This window comes from Hydrogenophaga sp. (assembly GCF_028698005.1).
Classification (GTDB): domain Bacteria; phylum Pseudomonadota; class Gammaproteobacteria; order Burkholderiales; family Burkholderiaceae_C; genus Hydrogenophaga.
Window position 1 is genome coordinate 1 of the sequence record NZ_JAQVEJ010000049.1, and the last position, 18709, is coordinate 18709.

Annotated in this window: 16 protein-coding genes and 2 tRNA genes; 5 read left to right on the plus strand and 13 right to left on the minus strand. The window is 65.6% G+C overall.

All coding sequences use genetic code 11. From position 1 onward, the window contains the following. Positions 1-46 precede the first annotated feature (46 nt). The 11 genes from truB to PHQ87_RS07185 form a co-directional block, all read right to left on the minus strand. The gene (truB, locus tag PHQ87_RS07135) at positions 47-1018 is read right to left on the minus strand and encodes a tRNA pseudouridine(55) synthase TruB (protein ID WP_300232526.1); all 972 of its coding nucleotides are present in this window, start codon (positions 1016-1018) and stop codon (positions 47-49) included. A 1-nt stretch (position 1019) separates the two neighbouring features. Continuing rightward, positions 1020-1394, minus strand: a complete 375-nt coding sequence (gene rbfA, locus PHQ87_RS07140) for a 30S ribosome-binding factor RbfA (protein ID WP_300232529.1) — start codon at positions 1392-1394, stop codon at positions 1020-1022. A gap of 3 nt (positions 1395-1397) precedes the next feature. Beyond that, entirely contained in the window at positions 1398-4244 is a 2847-nt protein-coding gene (gene infB / locus PHQ87_RS07145; RefSeq protein ID WP_300232531.1) for a translation initiation factor IF-2, read from the minus strand. 23 nt (positions 4245-4267) lie between these two features. After that, positions 4268-5764, minus strand: a complete 1497-nt coding sequence (nusA, locus tag PHQ87_RS07150; protein WP_300232533.1) for a transcription termination factor NusA — start codon at positions 5762-5764, stop codon at positions 4268-4270. Positions 5765-5838: 74 nt separating this feature from the next. Then, positions 5839-6420 carry a ribosome maturation factor RimP gene (gene rimP / locus PHQ87_RS07155; RefSeq protein WP_300232535.1) on the minus strand — a complete coding sequence of 194 codons (582 nt, stop codon included), beginning with the start codon at positions 6418-6420 and terminating at the stop codon, positions 5839-5841. Between the two features lie 189 nt (positions 6421-6609). Beyond that, positions 6610-6831: a DUF2788 domain-containing protein gene (locus PHQ87_RS07160; protein ID WP_300232537.1), complete on the minus strand. Its 222-nt coding sequence runs from the start codon at positions 6829-6831 to the stop codon at positions 6610-6612. A 21-nt stretch (positions 6832-6852) separates the two neighbouring features. Then, entirely contained in the window at positions 6853-7632 is a 780-nt protein-coding gene (locus tag PHQ87_RS07165) for a DUF2189 domain-containing protein (protein WP_300232540.1), read from the minus strand. 103 nt (positions 7633-7735) lie between these two features. Continuing rightward, complete coding sequence (locus PHQ87_RS07170) at positions 7736-9340, minus strand: dipeptide ABC transporter ATP-binding protein (RefSeq protein ID WP_300232543.1); 1605 nt, start codon at positions 9338-9340, stop codon at positions 7736-7738. Next, positions 9337-10398 (minus strand): ABC transporter permease, encoded by a 1062-nt coding sequence (locus PHQ87_RS07175; RefSeq protein ID WP_300232544.1) that lies wholly within the window; start codon positions 10396-10398, stop codon positions 9337-9339. The genes PHQ87_RS07170 and PHQ87_RS07175 overlap by 4 nt, the downstream gene beginning before the upstream one ends. Beyond that, positions 10367-11389, minus strand: a complete 1023-nt coding sequence (locus PHQ87_RS07180) for an ABC transporter permease subunit (RefSeq protein ID WP_300232547.1) — start codon at positions 11387-11389, stop codon at positions 10367-10369. Before PHQ87_RS07180 ends, PHQ87_RS07175 begins: the two co-directional genes overlap by 32 nt. A 35-nt stretch (positions 11390-11424) precedes the next feature. Then, positions 11425-13239: an extracellular solute-binding protein gene (locus tag PHQ87_RS07185; RefSeq protein WP_300232549.1), complete on the minus strand. Its 1815-nt coding sequence runs from the start codon at positions 13237-13239 to the stop codon at positions 11425-11427. A gap of 67 nt (positions 13240-13306) precedes the next feature. On the opposite strand from PHQ87_RS07185, the gene fabI reads away from it, so the two are divergent. Next, positions 13307-14095 (plus strand): enoyl-ACP reductase FabI, encoded by a 789-nt coding sequence (fabI, locus tag PHQ87_RS07190; RefSeq protein ID WP_300232550.1) that lies wholly within the window; start codon positions 13307-13309, stop codon positions 14093-14095. A gap of 119 nt (positions 14096-14214) precedes the next feature. On the opposite strand, the gene PHQ87_RS07195 is transcribed toward fabI, so the two are convergent. Together PHQ87_RS07195 and PHQ87_RS07200 are read right to left on the minus strand one after the other, a co-directional pair. Continuing rightward, positions 14215-14439, minus strand: a complete 225-nt coding sequence (locus PHQ87_RS07195; protein ID WP_300232552.1) for a YdcH family protein — start codon at positions 14437-14439, stop codon at positions 14215-14217. A 34-nt stretch (positions 14440-14473) separates the two neighbouring features. Continuing rightward, on the minus strand, positions 14474-16756 hold the full coding sequence (locus tag PHQ87_RS07200) for an arginine/lysine/ornithine decarboxylase (protein ID WP_300232555.1): 2283 nt from the start codon (positions 16754-16756) through the stop codon (positions 14474-14476). Positions 16757-16915: 159 nt separating this feature from the next. Between PHQ87_RS07200 and PHQ87_RS07205 the strand changes: the two genes are divergently transcribed. The 4 genes from PHQ87_RS07205 to PHQ87_RS07220 all read left to right on the plus strand — a co-directional run bounded on the left by PHQ87_RS07205 (position 16916) and on the right by PHQ87_RS07220 (position 18567). After that, positions 16916-17341, plus strand: coding sequence for an NfeD family protein (locus tag PHQ87_RS07205; protein ID WP_300232557.1), 426 nt, complete (start codon positions 16916-16918; stop codon positions 17339-17341). Positions 17342-17381: 40 nt separating this feature from the next. Further along, entirely contained in the window at positions 17382-18302 is a 921-nt protein-coding gene (locus PHQ87_RS07210; protein ID WP_300232559.1) for a stomatin-like protein, read from the plus strand. A 35-nt stretch (positions 18303-18337) separates the two neighbouring features. After that, positions 18338-18427: transfer RNA gene (locus PHQ87_RS07215), tRNA-Ser, on the plus strand. A gap of 64 nt (positions 18428-18491) precedes the next feature. Next, a tRNA-Lys gene (locus PHQ87_RS07220) sits at positions 18492-18567 on the plus strand. Positions 18568-18709 lie beyond the last annotated feature (142 nt).

Consider the following 18709-nt stretch of genomic DNA (forward strand, 5'->3'; position numbering starts at 1 on the left):
CCATGGTCAACGTGGGCGATGATGGCGATGTTGCGGATTTGAGTGCTCATGATGCAATTTCCAGGATTTGCTGTATGTCGACGGGGCTCAGCAGACGCCCCGGGATGAGTTCGCCAGCCTGGGTACGGGCAGTGCCGAGCAGCACGGGCTGGTGTTGGGTGGCTTGGGGGGGCGGACCGTACACGGCGACGTGTGACTGGTCTGTCCAGGCGCCGCGGCGGCGCATGCCGCTCAGGAAGCGCGCGGCGTTGTCGGCGTCGAGCGTCACCTTGGCATGCCCTTCGAGCAGCGCATCGACCGGCAGCAGGCAGGCCAGGCGCGCCGCCTCGTCCATGGCCTCCAGCGCCTCGAGCGTGATGCAGCGACCCACCGCGAACGGTCCGGTGGCGATGCGGCGCAGCATGGTCAGGTGACCGCCGCAGCCCAGCGCCTCGCCGATGTCTTCGCCCAGGGTGCGGACGTAGGTGCCCTTGGAGCAGTGCACGCGCAGGTGCAACTGGGGCACATCGCCCTGCAGTTGCAGGTCCAGCAGCTCCAGTTCGTGGATCACGACCTCGCGCGGCTCGCGCTCCACCGTTTCGCCATCGCGGGCGTACTCGTAGAGTGCCTTGCCGTCCCTCTTGAGCGCGCTGTGCATGGGCGGCACCTGCCGGATCGCTCCGGTGAAGCGGTCCAGCACCTCGACCACCTGCCCCACGGTGCAGTTGACCGCGCGCGTGTCGATCACCTCGCCTTCGGCGTCTGCCGTGGCGGTGCGCACGCCCAGCCGCACGATGGTCTCGTAGGTCTTGTCGGCATCCAGATGCAACTGGCTGAACTTGGTGGCGGCACCAAAGCACAGCGGCAGCACGCCAGTGGCCAGCGGGTCGAGGGTACCGGTATGGCCGGCTTTTTCGGCGCGCAGCAGCCATTTGACCTTCTGCAAGGCCTGGTTGCTGGAGAGGCCCAGCGGTTTGTCGAGCAGCAACACCCCATGCACGGGGCGACGCTGCACCCGTGCACGAGGAGCAGCCGTCATGTCACTGTCCGTCCTCTTTGGAGCGCGACGCGACGGCCTTGGCGATCAGGGCATTCATGTCGGCCGCGCGCTCGGTGGTGCGGTCGAACACGAAATGCAGCGTCGGCACGGTGTGGATGTGCAGGCGCTTGAACAGGCCGTTGCGCAGGAAACCGGCGGCCGCATTCAGGCCGGCCGTGGTTTCCTCGGGATTGCCCGTGAGCAGGCTGAAAAACACCTTGGCGTGCGCGTAATCGGGCGTGACCTCGACCGCGTTGATGGTGACCATGCCCACCCGCGGGTCCTTGAGCTCGCGCGCGATCAACTCGGACAGATCGCGCTGGATCTGATCGGCCACGCGGAACCCGCGGTTGGGGACAGAGGATTTGCGCACCATGGCTTACAGCGTCCGGGCGATTTCCTTGATCTCGAAGAACTCCAGCTGATCACCTTCCTTGATGTCGTTGTAGTTCTTGAGCTTGATACCGCACTCGAAGCCTTCCTTGACTTCGCGCACGTCGTCCTTCATGCGCTTGAGCGACTCGACCTCGCCGGTGTAGATGACCACGTTGTCGCGCAGCAGACGGAAGTGCGCGTTGCGCGTGACCTGGCCGGACGTGACCATACAGCCGGCCACCGTGCCGATCTTGGAGGCCACGAACACCGTACGGATCTCGGCGGTACCGATGTCTTCCTCGCGCTTTTCCGGCGCCAGCATGCCCGACATCGCTGCCTTCAATTCGTCCACGGCGTCGTAGATGATGTTGTAGTAGCGGATGTCGACATCGTTGCCCTCGGCCAGCTTGCGCGCGCCGGCGTCGGCGCGCACGTTGAAGCCGATCACGATCGCGTGCGAGGCAATCGCCAGGTTCACGTCCGACTCGGAGATGCCACCGACACCGGTGTACACCAGTTGCACCTTGACTTCGTCGGTCGAAAGCTTGAGCAGCGAGGCAGACAGCGCTTCCTGCGAGCCTTGCATGTCGGCCTTGATGATGATCGGCAGGGTCTTGACCTCGCCGGCCGACATCTCGGCGAACATGTTCTCCAGCTTGGCGGCTTGCTGCTTGGCCAGCTTGGTGCTGCGGTATTTGCCGGCACGGTAGGTGGCGATTTCGCGGGCACGACGCTCGTCGGCCAGCACCATGAACTCATCGCCGGCCTGCGGCACCTCGGCCAGACCCTGGATCTCCACCGGAATGGAGGGGCCGGCATCCTTGGCATTGCGGCCGTCCTCGTCGAGCATGGCGCGCACGCGGCCCGACGTCTGACCCGCCAGCACCACGTCGCCCACCTTCAGCGTGCCGGACTGCACCAGCACCGTGGCCACGGCACCGCGGCCCTTGTCCAGGCGAGCTTCGATCACGAGGCCCTTGGCCATGGCGTCCACCGGGGCCTTGAGCTCCAGCACTTCGGCCTGCAGCAGGACCTGCTCCAGCAGGTCGTCGATGCCCTGCCCCGTCTTGGCCGACACGGCCACGAAGGGCGACTCGCCACCGAACTCTTCGGGCACGACCTCCTCGGCAACCAGCTCGGACTTGACCCGCTCGATGTTGGCCTCGGGCTTGTCGGCCTTGGTGATCGCCACCACGATGGGCACCTGCGCCGCCTTGGCGTGCCGGATGGCTTCCTTGGTCTGCGGCATCACGCCGTCATCGGCCGCACAGACCAGGATGACGATGTCGGTAGCCTGGGCGCCACGGGCACGCATGGCCGTGAAAGCCTCGTGGCCCGGAGTGTCCAGGAAGGTGACGGTGCCACGCGGCGTATCGACGTGGTAGGCGCCGATGTGCTGCGTGATGCCGCCGGCTTCGCCCGCGGCCACCTTGGTGCGCCGGATGTAGTCCAGCAACGAGGTCTTGCCGTGGTCGACGTGACCCATGACGGTCACCACCGGCGCGCGGGGCAGCGCCTCGGCCTGCTGGCCCTGCACTTCCTCTTCGGTGAAGGCCTCGGGGTCGTCCAGCGCGGCCTGCACCGCCTTGTGGCCCATTTCCTCGACCACGATCATGGCCGTGTCCTGGTCCAGCGACTGGTTGATGGTCACCATCTGGCCCAGCTTCATGAGCTGTTTGATGACCTCGGAGGACTTGACCGCCATCTTGTGCGCCAGCTCGGCCACGGTGATGGTTTCGGGCACATGGACCTCGACCTGCTTGAACTCGGTGGGCGCGACGAAGGCGCTGGCACTGTCGCGGCTGTCGCGGTCGCCACGCCGCCCCTTCGGGCCGGCGCGCCAGTTGCCGCGGCCCGAGGAGGTGTCGCCGCGGGTCTTGATTTCCTTCTTCTTGGCCGCGTCGTCCTTCCAGGTCGACGACAGATTCTCCGACTTGACTTCCTTCTTGCCGGTGGTCGCCGCGGGAGCACCCGCCGGCTTGGCAGTGGCGGCACCCGTGGCGGGTTTGTGCAGCGTGCCCTTGGTCTTGGCGTCGGCCGGCGGCTCGGGTTTCTTGGCCACGAGCGTGCGCGCCGGCGCAGCCATCATGGCGCGGATGCTGGCCGCCTCGGCCTCGGCCTTGCGGCGGCGCTCTTCCAGATCGCGGGCCCGCTGTTCTTCCTGCCGCTTGGCCTCCGCGTGGTGGTCCGCCTCGGCCTTGGCCGCTGCGGCACGCTGCTCGGCAGCGGCCTTGGCCTTGGCCTCCTGTTCGGCCTGCCCTGCCTGCTCGGCGGCGGACTGCTCGGTCTTCGCCTGCTCGGCCCTGGCCCGTTCGGCTTCGGCGGCCGCCTCGGCCTCCTGGCGGGCACGCTCCTGTGCCTGGCGGGCTTCCTCGGCCTCGCGCTCGCGGCGCTTCTGCGCCAGTTCTTCTTCCTGACGGCGCAGCAGCTCGGCCTGACGGCGGGCCTCTTCCTCACGGCGGGCGAGCTCGGCGGCATCGATCACCGGCGCGGCCGGGGCAGCGTCCTGGGGTGCCTGCTCGACGGCCGGCGTAGCAGGTGCCTCATCCTCGCGCTTGATGAAGGTGCGCTTCTTGCGCACTTCCACCTGGATCGTGCGGGCACGGCCTGTGGCATCGGCCTGCTTGATCTCGGTGGTGGACTTCTTGGTCAGCGTGATCTTGCGGCGCTCGGGAGCGGCCGAGCCATGGCTGGCCTTGAGGTAGTTCAGCAGCGACTGCTTGTCGGTTTCGGACACCGGATCGGAGTCGGCGCTTTTGCGCACGCCGGCGGCCGACAGCTGTTCCAGCAGGACAGCCGTCGGTTTGTTCAGTTCAGCGGCCAGTTCGGCAACGGTGGTGGTACTTGTCATGAATATCTTTCCTCCTCCGCAACTCAGGCCGACGCAGCATCGTCACCGGAGAACCAGTGCGCACGGGCCTTCATGATCAGGGCCGTGGCTTCTTCATCGGACTGACCAGTAATCTCGGTCAACTCATCGGTGGCCAGATCGGCCAGCTCATCACGGGTGTGCACGCCGGCCTCGGCCAGTTTGGCCAGCAGCTCGGGCGTGAGGCCTTCGAGGTCCTTGAGATTCTGCGAAACCTCGCCGACACTTTCCTCACGGGCAATTTCCATCGTCAGCAGGGCATCCTTGGCGCGGGCGCGCAGCTCGTTGACGGTGTCCTCGTCGAAGGCCTCGATGTCGAGCATCTCCTGCAGCGGCACATAAGCCACCTCTTCGAGGCTGGTAAAGCCTTCCTCGATCAGGATGTCGGCGATTTCCTGGTCGACGTCCAGCTTGGCCATGAACAGCTTGCGGATGGAGTCGGCCTCCTCGGCCTGTTTCTGGGCCGATTCATCGGCCGTCATGATGTTGATCTTCCAGCCCGTCAACTCGGAGGCCAGGCGCACGTTCTGGCCACCACGGCCGATGGCGATGGCGAGGTTTTCCTCGTCGACCACGACGTCCATGGCGTGCCGTTCCTCGTCGACCACGATCGACACCACGTTGGCCGGAGCCAGCGCACCAATCACGAACTGGGCCGGGTCTTCCGACCACAGCACGATGTCCACGCGCTCGCCGGCCAATTCGTTGGTGACGGCATTGACGCGCGAGCCACGCACGCCGACGCAGGTGCCGATGGGGTCGATGCGCTTGTCGTGCGAGAGCACCGCGATCTTGGCGCGCGAGCCGGGGTCACGGGCGCACGACTTGATCTCCAGCAGGCCCTGCTCGATCTCGGGCACCTCCTGGCGGAACAGCTCGATCATGAAGGCCGGGGCAGAGCGCGACAGCAGGATCGGCGCGCCGCGCAGGGTCAGGTCCACTTCCATGATCATGGCGCGCACGCGGTCGCCGGTACGGAAGTTTTCCTTCGGAATCATTTCGCTGCGGCGCAGGCGGCCTTCGACACGGCCGCTCTCGACGATCAGGTCGCCCTTGTCCATGCGCTTGACGGTGCCGACGAAGATCTTGTCGCCACGCGACATGAAATCGTTGAGCAGCATCTCGCGCTCGGCGTCGCGGATCTTCTGCAGGATGACCTGCTTGGCGGCCATGGCACCGATGCGGCCGATCGGCACGCTCTCGACGGGCTTTTCGATGTAGTCGCCGACTTCGATGTCGGGGATGTCGTCGCGCGCGTCGCTGACCAGCTCTTCCGCATCGGGGTTTTGCAGACCGGCCTCATCGGGCACGACCAGCCAGCGGCGGAAGGTCTCGTAGGCGCCGGTGTCCGGGTCCATGGCCACGCGGATGTCCACGTCGCCCTTGTACAGCTTCTTGGTGGCCGAGGCCAACGCCTGCTCGACGGCGCCCAGCACCACGTCGCGCTCGACGTTCTTTTCGCGCGAGATGGCATCGATCAGCATCAACATTTCGCGGTTCATATCAATCGCCCACCTTTCCTGATCTTGTTTCTATCGTATTGTTTGTCACTTGTGTCCAGCCCTGCAGCGGACCGTCATGCCTTGGGGGCCGCGCGGCGCCCCTTGAAATCCACCAGCGGCGCCAGACGCGCCTGCTGCAACTCGTCCAGCTCGAAGGTCAGGGCCTGCAGCGGCGCCGGTGCACGCTTGGCGCTGACCCGCTGGCCGGGCTTGGGTGGCGGCTCGTCGCTCCAGACGATGCGCCAGTGCTGGCCGTCGTCGGCACGCTCGAGCGTGCCGCGGAATTTCTTGCGATTGGCCGCGACACCGCTGCCGGTGGCGCCGATGGGCGCCTTGAGCGTGATGTCGATCACCTGCCCCGTGAAACGCAGAAAGTCGTTCTCGTGGCGCAGCGGGCGGTCGATGCCGGGCGAGCCGACCTCGAGGCGCTGGTAGTCCACCCCTTCGACCTCCAGCAGATACTGCAACTGGCGGGTGACGGTTTCGCAGTCCTCCACCGTCACGAACCGCTCCGGTGCCGGCTCTGCCCCATCGGCCGGCGGGGTCCAGGGCATGTCGATGGTGATGCGCAGCAAGCCGCCGGCGGATCGTTCAATATCCACCAGGTCGAATCCGAGTCCGGTCACGGTTTGTGTGACGGTTTCCTGCCAGCCCATCAGTGCGCTATCTGTCCTGTGTTCGTGCCCGACGTCCGCCCGGACCGCCCCCGTTTGCCGGAGAACTGGCCAAAACCGGCCGGAAATCGATCAGCCAAAAAAAAAGGGCCGGTAAGTACCCGCCCGTTTGGTCGTGAAGCCAGTATTCTAACCGTGTAAAACGATACTGGCAAGCGTCTTGCTACGACTTTAGATACCCAGGACCCACTGGATGACGTTTTTGGCCAGAAATCCGAGCATGCCGAGCGACAGCACCAGAAACAGGATGAAGGTGCCGAACTTGCCGGCCTTCGATTCGAGGGCCAGGTTCAGCACGATGAACAGCATGTAGAGGATGAAGGCACCGACGCCGAAGGTCAGTCCGAATTGGGCGATCTGCCCCTCTGTGTAGCCGAAGATGGTGTTTTCCATGGATCCGAGCGCCGGGCCACTTCATGGGCGGCCGAGCGTTTTGTAGGGGGAGCGCGCCGTCAACTCGATGTAGGCGTGCCAGCTGGCGTGGGCCAGCCATGGGATGATCACGATCAGGCCCAGCAGGCCCGTGAGCATGCCCACGCCCGAGAGCAGCGCCAGCACCGCCGCCCACAAGGCCATGAGCAGCGGCTGGCTGGCCACAGTGCGCCAGCTTTCGGCAACCGCCATGCTGACCGGCACGCTGGTGTCCACCAGCATCGGAATGGCCATCACCGACGAGGCGAACACCGGCGCGGCCAGCAAGGCCCCCATCAGCAACCAGATCTCGAACAGGCCGATCTCAGGGACCAGCACCACGTGGCGCAGGAAATCGGCGGGCCGCTCGACCGGCGCATCCGACAACAGGGTGATCAGGCCGGCGGAGGTCAGTACCCAGCCGGTGCCGGCCAGCGCCAGCAGGCAGCCGAAACGCACCAGCCGCCGGTCGCGCGAGCGCCACAGTGCCAGCACCTCGCCGGTGCTTGCCTGCTGCCCCTGCGCCTGGCGGCGGCTGATCTGGTAGAGCCCGGTGGCGATGATGGGGGCGACGATCAGGAAGCCCGAAAACGCGCCGGCCAGCAACCAGAACCGGTCACGGGCCAGCCACAGCAGCAGCCAGCCGAAGACCGTGATCAGCAGGCCATGCAGCAGACCCGGGACGGGCTGGGCGCGCAGGTCGGCCCAGCCCCGGGCCAGCCAGCGCATCGGCGCGCCCAGACCTGGGTCGGTGATGGGGGGGAATTCCGGGTGTGATTGCATGAAAAGTCGGCGCATGGAAACAGGAACCCGGCACCGGGTCTCGTTTATAGAGGGAGTGGGCAGCTTATGGCTTGACAATAATCAAGCCAACCATACACCAGGATCAGCCGGCGGCGGCCACGAGTTCCCGGGTATAGGCCTGTTGGGGCGCGTCCAGCACGTCGCGGCAGTCACCCGATTCGACGACGCGGCCATCCTTCATCACCAGCACGTGGTGCGCCATGGCGCGGACCACGTCCATGTCGTGGGTGATGAGCAGGTAGCCCAGCCCGCGCTCGCGCTGCAGGCGTTGCAGCAGTCGCAGCACCTGCTGCTGCACGGTGACGTCCAGCGCACTGGTGGGCTCGTCAAGCACCAGCACGGTGGGTTCGACGATGAGCGCGCGGGCAATGGCCAGGCGCTGGCGCTGGCCGCCCGAGAATTCGTGCGGGTAGCGCTGCAGCCAGGCGGCGCCGTCATCGCCATCGGCCAGCAGGCCGACCTCGCGCAGCATGGCCAGCACGCGCTCGCGCCGGGTGGCCACGCTCCACCCGGGTTCGTGCACCCGCAGCCCCTCCCCCACGATCTGCTCGACCGTCATGCGCGGCGAGAGCGAGGAAAACGGGTCCTGGAACACCACCTGCACCTGCCGCCGCAAGGAACGCTCCTGGGCACTCTGATGTCTGGGCCAGGGTTGGCCGTTCACGGCCAGCCCGCCGGATGCCCGGATCAGGCCCAGCACCGCCAGCGCCAGCGAGGTCTTGCCCGAGCCTGATTCGCCGACCACGCCCAGGGTGTGGCCTGGCTGCAGCGCAAAGCTGGCGTCATGTACCGCGACGTAGCGGCCGCGGGAGAACCAGCCGCGGATGCCGGGCAGCGGGACCGGATAGGCGACCTGGAGGTCTTGCGCCTGCACCAGCGTCGGCCCCCCGGGAGGCGTCTCGACGACATCACGCACCGGTTTGCTGCCCAGCAGCTTGCGGGTGTAGGCATGTTCGGGGGCGTCGAAGACCGAGGTCACCGTTCCCTGCTCGACGATGTGTCCCTGCTCCATCACGGCCACCCGGTCGGCAAAGCGCCGCACCAGATTCAGGTCGTGGGTGATCATCAACACGGCCATGCCATGCTCGCGCTGCAGCTGGTCCAGCAGGCCGAGGATCTGGCCGCGCACCGTCACGTCGAGCGCCGTGGTCGGTTCGTCGGCCACCAGCAGGCGCGGTCGGCTGGCCAGCGCCATGGCGATCATGGCGCGCTGGCGCTGGCCACCGCTGAGCTGGTGCGGGAAGGCGCCGGCCCGGCGCTCGGGCTCGGGAATGCCGGTGGACGCCAGCAGGGCCACCGCCTCGCGCATGGCCTGGTTGGCCGACATGCCGCGCTTGAGCTGCAGCACCTCGGCGATCTGCCGGCCGACGGGGAACAGCGGGTTCAGCGCTGACATGGGCTCCTGGAACACGAAGGAGATCGCATCGCCGCGCACCGCGCGCAACTGGCGCTCGCTGAGCGACAGCAGGTCCTGCCCCTCGAACACGGCGCGCCCCCGGACCTCGGCGCCCAGCGCCAGCCGCAGCAGCGACAGGGCCGACACCGTCTTGCCCGAGCCGGATTCCCCGACCAGCGCCAGCTTCTCGCCGGGCATGACGGAGAAATCGATGCCGTGGACCACATCGCGGCCCTGGAACGACACCGTCAGGCCGCGGACGTCCAGCAAAGGCGTGGCGCTTGTGCTCATGCGTCCTGCTTCCTCGGGTCCAGGGCGTCGCGCAGCGCGTCGCCGGTGAAGGTCAGCAGCAGCAGCGTCAGCACCAGCACGCCGAACGTGGACAGCGAGATCCACCAGGCGTCGATGTTGTTCTTGCCCTGGCGCAGCAACTCGCCCAGCGAAGGGGTGTCCGGTGGCACACCCAGGCCCAGGAAGTCCAGCGAGGTCAGCGCCAGAATGGCGGCGCTCATGCGGAACGGCAGGAAGGTGACCACGGGCGTCATGCTGTTGGGCAGCACATGGCGCCAGATGATCTGCCCGTTCGGCAGGCCCATGGCGCGGGCGGCGCGCACATAGTCGAGCTGGCGGTTGCGCAGGAACTCGGCCCGCACGTAGTCCGACAGGCCCATCCAGCCGAACAGGCTCAGCAGCACCAGCAGCAGTGCCACGCTGGGCGCGAACACCGCCGAGAAGATGATGAGCAGGTACAGCTCGGGCATGGATCCCCAGATCTCGATGAAACGCTGGAAGGCCAGGTCGATCCGGCCGCCGTAGAAGCCCTGTATGGCCCCGGTGACGACGCCGAGCAGCACGCCGATGGCCGTGAGCGCAATGCCGAACAGCACGTTGACCCGGAATCCGTAGATGAGCTGCGCCAGCAGGTCGCGCCCGCGGTCGTCGGTGCCCAGCCAGTTCGCGGCCGAGGGCGGCGCCGGGTTGGGCGCCTCGGCAAAATAGTTGAGCGTGCGTGCACCATAGCGGTTGGGCGCGAACAGCGCCCAGTTCTCGCCCTCGCTCAGCCTCTGCTGGATGAAGGGGTCGAGGTAGTCGGTGGGCGTTTCAAAGTCGCCGCCGAACACCGTCTCGGGGTAATCGTTGACGAGCGGGAAATAGGTCTTGCCCTCGTAGCGCACGACCCAGGGCCGGTCGTTGGAAACCAACTCGGCCGCCAGGCTCAGCACCACGAGCAGACAGAACGCCACCAGGCTCCAGTAACCCAGCCGGTTGCGCCGGAAACGTCGCCAGGCGCGGCGCGCGGGCGAGACGGAAGAGATCTCAGAATTTGACACGGGGATCGACCCAGACATAGCAGAGATCGGAAATGAGTTTGGTCAGCAGGCCGATCAGCGTGAACAGGAACAGCGTCCCCATCACGACCGGGTAGTCGCGCCGGATCACGCTTTCGTAGCTGAGCAGGCCCAGGCCGTCGAGCGAGAACAGCGTCTCGATCAGCAGCGAACCCGTGAAAAAGGCGCCGATGAAGGCGGCCGGAAACCCCGTGACGATGGGGATCAGCGCGTTGCGCAGCACGTGGCGCCACAGCACCTGCCGCTCGCTCAGGCCCTTGGCCAGCGCGGTGATGACGTACTGCTTGCGGATTTCCTCCAGGAAGGCGTTCTTGGTCAGCATGGTCGTGACCGCGAAGCTGCCCAGCACCATGGCCGTGACCGGCAGGGTGATGTGCCAGAGGTAGTCCACGATGCGCGCGCCCCAGGACAGCTCCTCCCAGTTGGCCGAGGTCAGGCCCCGCAGCGGGAACCACTGCAACTGGCCGCCGAAGACCACCAGCAGCGCGACGCCCAGCACGAAGCCGGGTATCGCGTAGCCCACCAGCACCAGCAGCGTCGTCACGAAGTCGAAGCGCGAGCCGGCCCGCACCGCCTTGGCCACACCCAGCGGCACCGCCACGAGGTAGCTGATGAAGAAGGTCCACAGGCCCAGGCTGATGGACACCGGCATTTTCTCCAGCACCAGCTCGCCCACCGACTTGTTGTGCATGAAGCTGGTGCCGAGGTCGAAACGCGTAAAGCGGCCGAGCATGTCCCAGAAGCGCACGTGCGCGGGCTTGTCGAAGCCGTACAGCGCCTTGATCTCTTCCAGCCGCTGGGGATCGACGCCCTGCCCGCCCCGGTAGCCCATGCCGCCGCCCTCGGCGCCGCCGGCACCCGCACGCGCCTCGGCGATGTACTGCTCCACCGGCCCGCCGGGCACGAACTGGATCACCACAAACGTCACCAGCAGCACGCCGAACAGCGTCGGGATCATCAGCAGGAGGCGTTTGAGGATGTAGGACCACATAGGCGAGCGTCAGTGTGTCAGGTAGCGGCGTGGCCTTATTTTGCCCACCAGGTGTGGATCGCCCAGTCCTCGCCGCTCGCGTAGGGTGGCATCTGCTCCGGCCGCGCCAGCCGCCACTGGTTGTAGGCGATGCGGTGCGTGGGTGCCGACCACTGCGGGATCAGGTAGTGTCCATGTGAAATCACACGCTCCAGCGCCCGGCAGGCGGCGAGAAAGTCGGGCTCATGGCGGGCGCCGGCCATCTGCTGGATCAGCCGGTCCACGGCCGGATGGCTGACGCCGGCGAAGTTGCCGGAGTCCTCGGTCCTGGCGGCCTCGCTGCCGAACAGATCCATGTACTCGGAGCCGGGGTTGTGGGTGCCCGAAAAATTGAGGGTGATGATGTCGAAGTCGAAGCTGCGCAGGCGCTGCTGGTAGAGGGCGAAGTCCACCGGCCGGAAACGCAGTTGCACACCGAGCTTCTCGAGGTTGCGCGTCCAGGGGGTCACCACCCGCGAGCCGCCCTCGTTGCTGTCCAGGTACTCCAGCACCAGTGGCTGGCCCTGGGCATTGCGCAGCGCACCCTCGCGCCAGGTCCAGCCGGCCTCGCGCAGCAGCGCCTGCGCGCGCCGCAGATTGCCGCGCAAGCCGTCTTCACCGTCGGTGCGCGGTGGGGTGTATGCCGCCCCGAACACCGTGGCCGGCAACTGGTCCCGCCAGGGCTTGAGCAGTGCGAGCTCGGCTTCCGAAGGCTCGCCCCGGGCGGCGCAGGCGGTGTTGCCGAACAGCCCGCTGACCCGCTCGTAGCTGTTGTAGAACATCTGGCGGTTCATCCACTCGTAGTCCAGCGCCAGGCCCAGCGCCTCGCGCACGCGGATGTCGTCCAGCGGCGGGCGGCGCGTGTTGAGCACGTAGCTCTGGAAGCCCGTCGGCAGGCTGTGGCGGAATTCACCCTTGACCAGTTCGCCCGTCTCGAAGCGCTTGCCGTTGACGCGGCGCGCCCAGTCACCGGCCGAGAAAAAGCGCATCAGATCGAACTCGGCCGCCTTCAGGGCCTCCAGGCGGGCCGTCTGGTCCTGGTAGATCTTGACCACGATGCGCTCGAAGTTGTCCATGCCGCGGTGCACGGGCAGGTCTCCGGCCCAGTAATCGGGATCGCGCACATAGGTGATGTCCTTGCCGAACTTGACCGGGCCGATCCGGTAGGGCCCGCTGCCGATCGGGATGTCCATCACCACCTGGTCGAAGGTCTTGCGCCGGCCGGTCTTCGGATCGATTTCGTCGCCCCAGTCACGGCTGAAGATGGGCAGGCCGCCCACCACCAGCGGCAGCTCGCGGTTGGGCTGGCGGAAGCGGAAACGCACGATCCGCTCGCCCAGCACGTCCAGCCCGGCCACGTCCGCCAGCAAGGTCTTGTAGGCCGGCGAGGTGTGCGGCCCCATCAGGGTGTCGAAACTGTGCTTGACGTCGGCGGCCAGCACCGGCTTGCCGTTGTGGAAGCGCGCCTCGCGCCGCAGGCGGAAGGTGGCCGAGAGCCGGTCCGGCGCCACGTCCACGTCCTCGGCCAGCAGGCCATAGCCCGACGCGGTCTCGTCCATCGCGCCCGTGAGCAGGCTGTCGAACATCAGCGAGCTCAGGTAGGCCGGCGCGCTGCCGCGCAGGGTGAACGGGTTGTACTTGTCGAAGGTGGACACCCGCAGGTTGCTCACCAGGCGCAGCTCCCCCCCCTTGGGCGCATCGGGGTTGACGTAGTCGAAATGCGCAAAGTTGTCGGGGTATTTGAGTTGTCCCCACATGGCGTACCCATGGGCAGCGTGGGCTGCGGGCCACAGCGCGACGGCCAGCCAGACGCCTGCGCACAGTGAGATCATTCGCCGCCGAAAGCCGATCGGGATACACATGCGACAATTCTGCCGGTATTTTTCTGGAGACTGACACATGGGTTTTCTTTCCGGCAAGAAATTGCTGATCACCGGCGTTCTGTCCAACCGATCCATTGCCTACGGCATTGCCAAGGCCTGCCACCAGCAAGGTGCCGAGCTGGCCTTCAGCTACGTGGGTGAACGTTTCAAGGACCGCATCACGGAATTTGCGGCCGACTTCGGCTCCTCGCTGGTATTCGACTGCGATGTTTCGGACGATGCCCAGATCGAGAAACTCTTCGCCGACCTCTCCCAGGTCTGGCCGACGTTCGACGGCTTCGTGCACAGCATCGGCTTCGCGCCGCGCGAAGCGATCGCCGGCGATTTCCTCGATGGCCTGTCGCGCGAATCGTTCCGCATCGCGCACGACATCAGCGCCTACAGCTTTCCGGCCATGGCCAAGGCAGCCCTGCCCTATCTGAACCCCAACGCCGCCCTGCTGACGCTGTCCTACCTGGGCGCGTTGCGCACCATCCCCAACTACAACACCATGGGCCTGGCCAAGGCCAGCCTGGAGGCCTCGGTACGCTACCTGGCCGAATCGCTGGGCCCCCGCGGCATGCGCGTCAACGGCATCAGCGCCGGCCCGATCAAGACGCTGGCCGCCAGCGGCATCAAGGACTTCGGCAAGCTGCTCGGCTACGTGGCCGCCGCCGCCCCGCTGCGCCGCAACGTGACGATCGACGACGTGGGCAACGCAGCCGCCTTCCTGCTGTCCGATCTGGCCAGCGGCGTGACCTCGGAGATCATGTACGTGGACGGTGGCTTCAGCCAGACGGCGGGGATCAGCCGCGACAGCGCGTAATCAACCCGCAGCCGCACAGAGCCCCCTCGCCCCGATCGCAGGGGGCCGTTGTGGCGCTGCCTTGCAAAGGCAACGCGAAAAAAATGCCACCGATGGTGGCATGGGACGCTGGCGTCCTGTCAGGCGCCTGAGGCGGCTGCTTTTTTCAGCAGCTCGTACAACTGATCCTTGATCGCCAGTTTTTCCTTCTTCAACTGCTCGATCTCAAGCTGGGTCCCCGGGCGGGTGCCGGCTTCCCGGCTGCTGATCTCGTGGTCCAGTTCGTTGTGCTTGTCGAACAGACGGGTGAAGTGGTGGTCGTTGCCTTTGAGGCGGCTGATCAGTTCTCGGTACTCTGGGAACATCCTCGATCCTGTTGTCGTTGATACAAAAAGCAGCTTATCCCTTTTTGACGCAATCGGCAAAATAGCTGACCATTCCGTCCAGGGTTGACTCCTGCACCAGACCGTGGATATCGGTCTCGAAGCCGGGGCACTCGCGCGCAAATTCACGGTTGAACTTGAGGTAATCAACGATCTTGCGGTTGAAGACCTCACCCGGGATCAGCAGCGGAATGCCCGGCGGGTACGGCGTGACGAGGCTGGTGGTGATGCGCCCTTCCAGCTCGTCGATCGGCACGCGCTCGGTGGTGCGGTGCGCGATGTGGGCGAAGGCATCGGACGGCTTCATGGCCGGCGTCAGGTCGCTCAGGTACATCTCCGTCGTCAGACGCGCCACATCGTACTTGGCGTACAGCTGGTGCACGTGCTGGCACAGGTCGCGCAGGCCCATCTGCTCGTACCTGGGCTGCTTGGCGCAGAACTCCGGCATGATGCGCCACATGGGCTGGTTCTTGGCGTAGTCGTCCTTGAATTGCTGCAGCGCGGTCAGCAGCGTGTTCCAGCGGCCCTTGGTGATGCCGATGGTGAACATGATGAAGAAGGAGTACAGGCCGGTCTTCTCCACCACCACGCCGTGCTCGGCCAGGAACTTGGTGACGATGGAGGCGGGGATGCCCCAACTGGCGAAGTCGCCCTTGAGGTTCAGGCCCGGCGTGACGATGGTGGCCTTGATCGGGTCCAGCATGTTGAAGCCCGGCGCCATGTCGCCAAAACCGTGCCAGTCCTCTTCCGTGGCGGTGTCGTCCTTCTTGCGGTTGAGCACCCAGTCACCGGCCTTGCCCACACCTTCATCGGCCAGTTCCTCCGGCCCCCAGACCTGGAACCACCAGTCGCCTTCGCCGAAGTCGGCCTCCACCTGGCGCATGGCGCGGCGGAAGTCCAGGGCTTCGGCAATGCTCTCCTCCACCAGGGCGGTGCCGCCCGGCGGCTCCATCATGGCAGCGGCCACGTCGCAGCTGGCAATGATGCTGTACTGCGGCGAGGTGGAGGTGTGCATCAGATAGGCCTCGTTGAAGAGGTGTCGGTCCAGCCGGGTGCTCTGCGAGTCCTGCACGAGCACATGGCTGGCCTGGCTGATGCCGGCCAGCAGCTTGTGGATGGACTGGGTGGCATAGACCATGGAATGCGTCGGGCGCGCCCGTTTCTTGCCCATCGCATGGAAGGTGCCGTAGAACGGGTGGAAGGCCGCGTGCGGCAGCCACGCCTCGTCAAAGTGCAGGTTGTCCACGTAGCCATCGAGCATCTGCTTGATGGTCTCGGTGTTGTAGAGCACGCCGTCGTAGGTGGACTGCGTCAGGGTCAGGATGCGCGGCTTGACCGTGTCGGCATCCACGCCGGCCAGCAGCGGGTTGGCCCGGATCTTGGCCCGGATCGAATCGATCTCGAACTCGCTCTGCGGGATCGGCCCGATGATGCCGTAATGGTTGCGCGTGGGCTTGAGGAACACCGGTACCGCGCCCGTCATGATGATCGAGTGCAGAACCGACTTGTGACAGTTGCGGTCCACCACCACCACGTCGCCCGGCGCCACGGTGTGGTGCCAGACCATCTTGTTGCTGGTGCTGGTGCCGTTGGTGACGAAATAGCAGTGGTCGGCGTTGAAGATGCGCGCGGCGTTGCGCTCGGAAGCACCGATGGCTCCGTTGTGGTCCAGCAGTTGACCGAGCTCCTCCACGGCGTTGCACACGTCGGCGCGCAGCATGTTCTCACCGTAGAACTGGTGGTACATCTGCCCCACCGGGCTCTTGAGGAAGGCCACGCCGCCCGAATGCCCCGGGCAGTGCCAGGAATAGGAGCCATCCTCGGCGTAATCCAGCAAGGCCTTGAAGAACGGCGGCTGGATGCCTTCGAGGTAGCTCTTGGCCTCGCGGATGATGTGACGCGCCACGAACTCGGGCGTGTCCTCGAACATGTGGATGAAGCCGTGCAGCTCGCGCAGGATGTCGTTGGGCAGGTGACGGCTGGTCTTGGTCTCGCCGTGGATGTAAATGGGCACATCGGCGTTCTTGCGCCGCACCTCACCGATGAACTTGCGCAGGTTCAGCACCACCGGGTCCACGTCGGGCCCGACGCTGAATTCCTCGTCGTCGATCGAAAGGATGAATGCGCTGGCCCGGCTTTGCTGCTGGGCGAACTGGCTCAGGTCGCCGTAGCTGGTCACGCCCACCACCTCGAAACCTTCGGATTCGATGGCCTGTGCCAGCGCGCGGATGCCCAGGCCGGACGTGTTCTCCGAGCGGAAGTCCTCATCGATGATCACGATGGGAAAGCGGAATTTCATGGCGTTCTCCTGCCTGGCACCAGCGACAGGCTCAACAATGGATCCGAAACAGGCGCGAAGTGTACGGAATTCCTGCACCCCGATCCGGAAAAGTTGCCGCCGCTTGTCGCAGAATGTGGTGGTTGGCCGACAACCAACACCATACCCCAAGGAGGACACATGAGCGAATCGACTGTCTGGTGGTTGCTGGCGGGCGTGCTGGTGGCGCTGGAATTGTCCACCGGCACCTTCTACCTGCTGATGCTGGCCGTCGGCGCAGTTGCTGGCGCGCTGGCGGCCCATGCCGCTCTGGCGCTGACGGGCCAACTGGTCGTGTCGGCCGTGGTGGGCCTGGCCCTGGTGGTGGGCTGCTACCTGGTCAGGCGGCGCAAGCCCGGCGATCCATCCGCCCGGGCCGAACGCAGCGTCAACCTGGATGTGGGCGAAACCTTGCAGATCACGCAGTGGCAGGATGACCGCACGGCATCCGTGCGTTACCGCGGGGCACAATGGACGGTCTTGCTGCGTGAGGGTGTGTCGCCCGAACCCGGTCTGTATCGCGTCACCGAACTGCAGGGCAACCGCCTGGTGGTCGACAAGGCCTGATCTCCCTCCTCTTCCAACCCACACTGGAGCACGTCCCATCATGGAAGTCGCCGCCGTCCTGTTTGTCATTGCCGCCATCTTCATCGTCCGCTCGATCAAGGTGGTTCCACAGCAGAATGCCTGGGTGGTCGAGCGCCTGGGCAAGTACCACGCCTCGCTGTCGCCGGGCCTGAACTTCCTCGTGCCCTTCATCGACCGGGTGGCCTACAAGCACAGCCTGAAGGAAATCCCGCTGGACGTGCCCAGCCAGGTCTGCATCACCAAGGACAACACCCAGTTGCAGGTGGACGGCATCCTGTACTTCCAGGTGACCGACCCGATGCGGGCCAGCTACGGTTCGTCCAACTACATCATGGCGGTGACGCAACTGGCGCAGACCTCGCTGCGCAGCGTGATCGGCAAGCTCGAGCTGGACAAGACCTTCGAGGAGCGCGACATGATCAACGCGCAGGTGGTGTCGGCGATCGACGAGGCCGCGCTCAACTGGGGCGTGAAGGTGCTGCGCTACGAAATCAAGGACCTCACGCCACCGGCCGAGATCCTGCGCGCCATGCAGGCGCAGATCACCGCCGAGCGCGAAAAGCGTGCCCTCATCGCGGCGTCCGAGGGGCGCCGCCAGGAGCAGATCAACATCGCCACCGGCGAACGCGAGGCCTTCATCGCCCGCTCCGAGGGCGAGAAGCAGGCCGCCATCAACAAGGCCATCGGCGAGGCCGAGGCCATCAAGGCCGTGGCTGACGCCACGGCACAGGCCATTGCCCGCGTGGCCGAGGCGATCCGCCAGCCGGCCGGTGAACAGGCCGTGCAGCTCAAGGTGGCCGAGAAGGCCGTGGAGGCCTACGCCCAGGTGGCCAGCGACGCCAACACCACGCTGATCGTGCCCAGCAACATGACGGAAGTCTCCGCCCTCATCACCTCCGCGATGAAAATGATCGGGACCGGTGGCCGCCCAGCGGGCTGAGCGGCCAGATTCACTGCTACAATCTAAGGCTTCGCGGAGAGGTGGATGAGTGGTTTAAGTCGCACGCCTGGAAAGCGTGTGTGGGTTAATCCCCACCGCGGGTTCGAATCCCGCCCTCTCCGCCAGTGCATTGAAAAGCTATAATCCATGGCTTTTCTGCTCATGGTGGGCAGATGATGATGCAAGCGTGGGACGTTAGCTCAGTTGGTAGAGCAGCGGACTTTTAATCCGTTGGTCGTGGGTTCGAATCCCTCACGTCCTACCAAAAAATACCGAAGAAAATCAAGCACTTAGATCAGAAATGGTCTAGGTGCTTTTTTCTTTCTCACGAGCCTCGTCCCAGAATCGTCCCAGAATTTAGGCCGTTGCCCACTTCCCCTGTTTTCCTGGGACAGCCAGCATGCTGG

What these genes read in the sequence shown, in the direction of transcription:
- PHQ87_RS07200 (WP_300232555.1), bottom strand. Translation starts at nt 16,756, where the DNA reads ATGAAATTCCGCTTTCCCATCGTGATCATCGATGAGGACTTCCGCTCG.
- PHQ87_RS07180 (WP_300232547.1), bottom strand. Translation starts at nt 11,389, where the DNA reads ATGTGGTCCTACATCCTCAAACGCCTCCTGCTGATGATCCCGACGCTG.
- PHQ87_RS07175 (WP_300232544.1), bottom strand. Translation starts at nt 10,398, where the DNA reads ATGTCTGGGTCGATCCCCGTGTCAAATTCTGAGATCTCTTCCGTCTCG.
- PHQ87_RS07205 (WP_300232557.1), top strand. Translation starts at nt 16,916, where the DNA reads ATGAGCGAATCGACTGTCTGGTGGTTGCTGGCGGGCGTGCTGGTGGCG.
- rbfA (WP_300232529.1), bottom strand. Translation starts at nt 1,394, where the DNA reads ATGGTGCGCAAATCCTCTGTCCCCAACCGCGGGTTCCGCGTGGCCGAT.
- PHQ87_RS07195 (WP_300232552.1), bottom strand. Translation starts at nt 14,439, where the DNA reads ATGTTCCCAGAGTACCGAGAACTGATCAGCCGCCTCAAAGGCAACGAC.
- PHQ87_RS07170 (WP_300232543.1), bottom strand. Translation starts at nt 9,340, where the DNA reads ATGAGCACAAGCGCCACGCCTTTGCTGGACGTCCGCGGCCTGACGGTG.
- PHQ87_RS07165 (WP_300232540.1), bottom strand. Translation starts at nt 7,632, where the DNA reads ATGCAATCACACCCGGAATTCCCCCCCATCACCGACCCAGGTCTGGGC.
- PHQ87_RS07210 (WP_300232559.1), top strand. Translation starts at nt 17,382, where the DNA reads ATGGAAGTCGCCGCCGTCCTGTTTGTCATTGCCGCCATCTTCATCGTC.
- fabI (WP_300232550.1), top strand. Translation starts at nt 13,307, where the DNA reads ATGGGTTTTCTTTCCGGCAAGAAATTGCTGATCACCGGCGTTCTGTCC.
- infB (WP_300232531.1), bottom strand. Translation starts at nt 4,244, where the DNA reads ATGACAAGTACCACCACCGTTGCCGAACTGGCCGCTGAACTGAACAAA.
- PHQ87_RS07160 (WP_300232537.1), bottom strand. Translation starts at nt 6,831, where the DNA reads ATGGAAAACACCATCTTCGGCTACACAGAGGGGCAGATCGCCCAATTC.
- truB (WP_300232526.1), bottom strand. Translation starts at nt 1,018, where the DNA reads ATGACGGCTGCTCCTCGTGCACGGGTGCAGCGTCGCCCCGTGCATGGG.
- rimP (WP_300232535.1), bottom strand. Translation starts at nt 6,420, where the DNA reads ATGGGCTGGCAGGAAACCGTCACACAAACCGTGACCGGACTCGGATTC.
- nusA (WP_300232533.1), bottom strand. Translation starts at nt 5,764, where the DNA reads ATGAACCGCGAAATGTTGATGCTGATCGATGCCATCTCGCGCGAAAAG.
- PHQ87_RS07185 (WP_300232549.1), bottom strand. Translation starts at nt 13,239, where the DNA reads ATGATCTCACTGTGCGCAGGCGTCTGGCTGGCCGTCGCGCTGTGGCCC.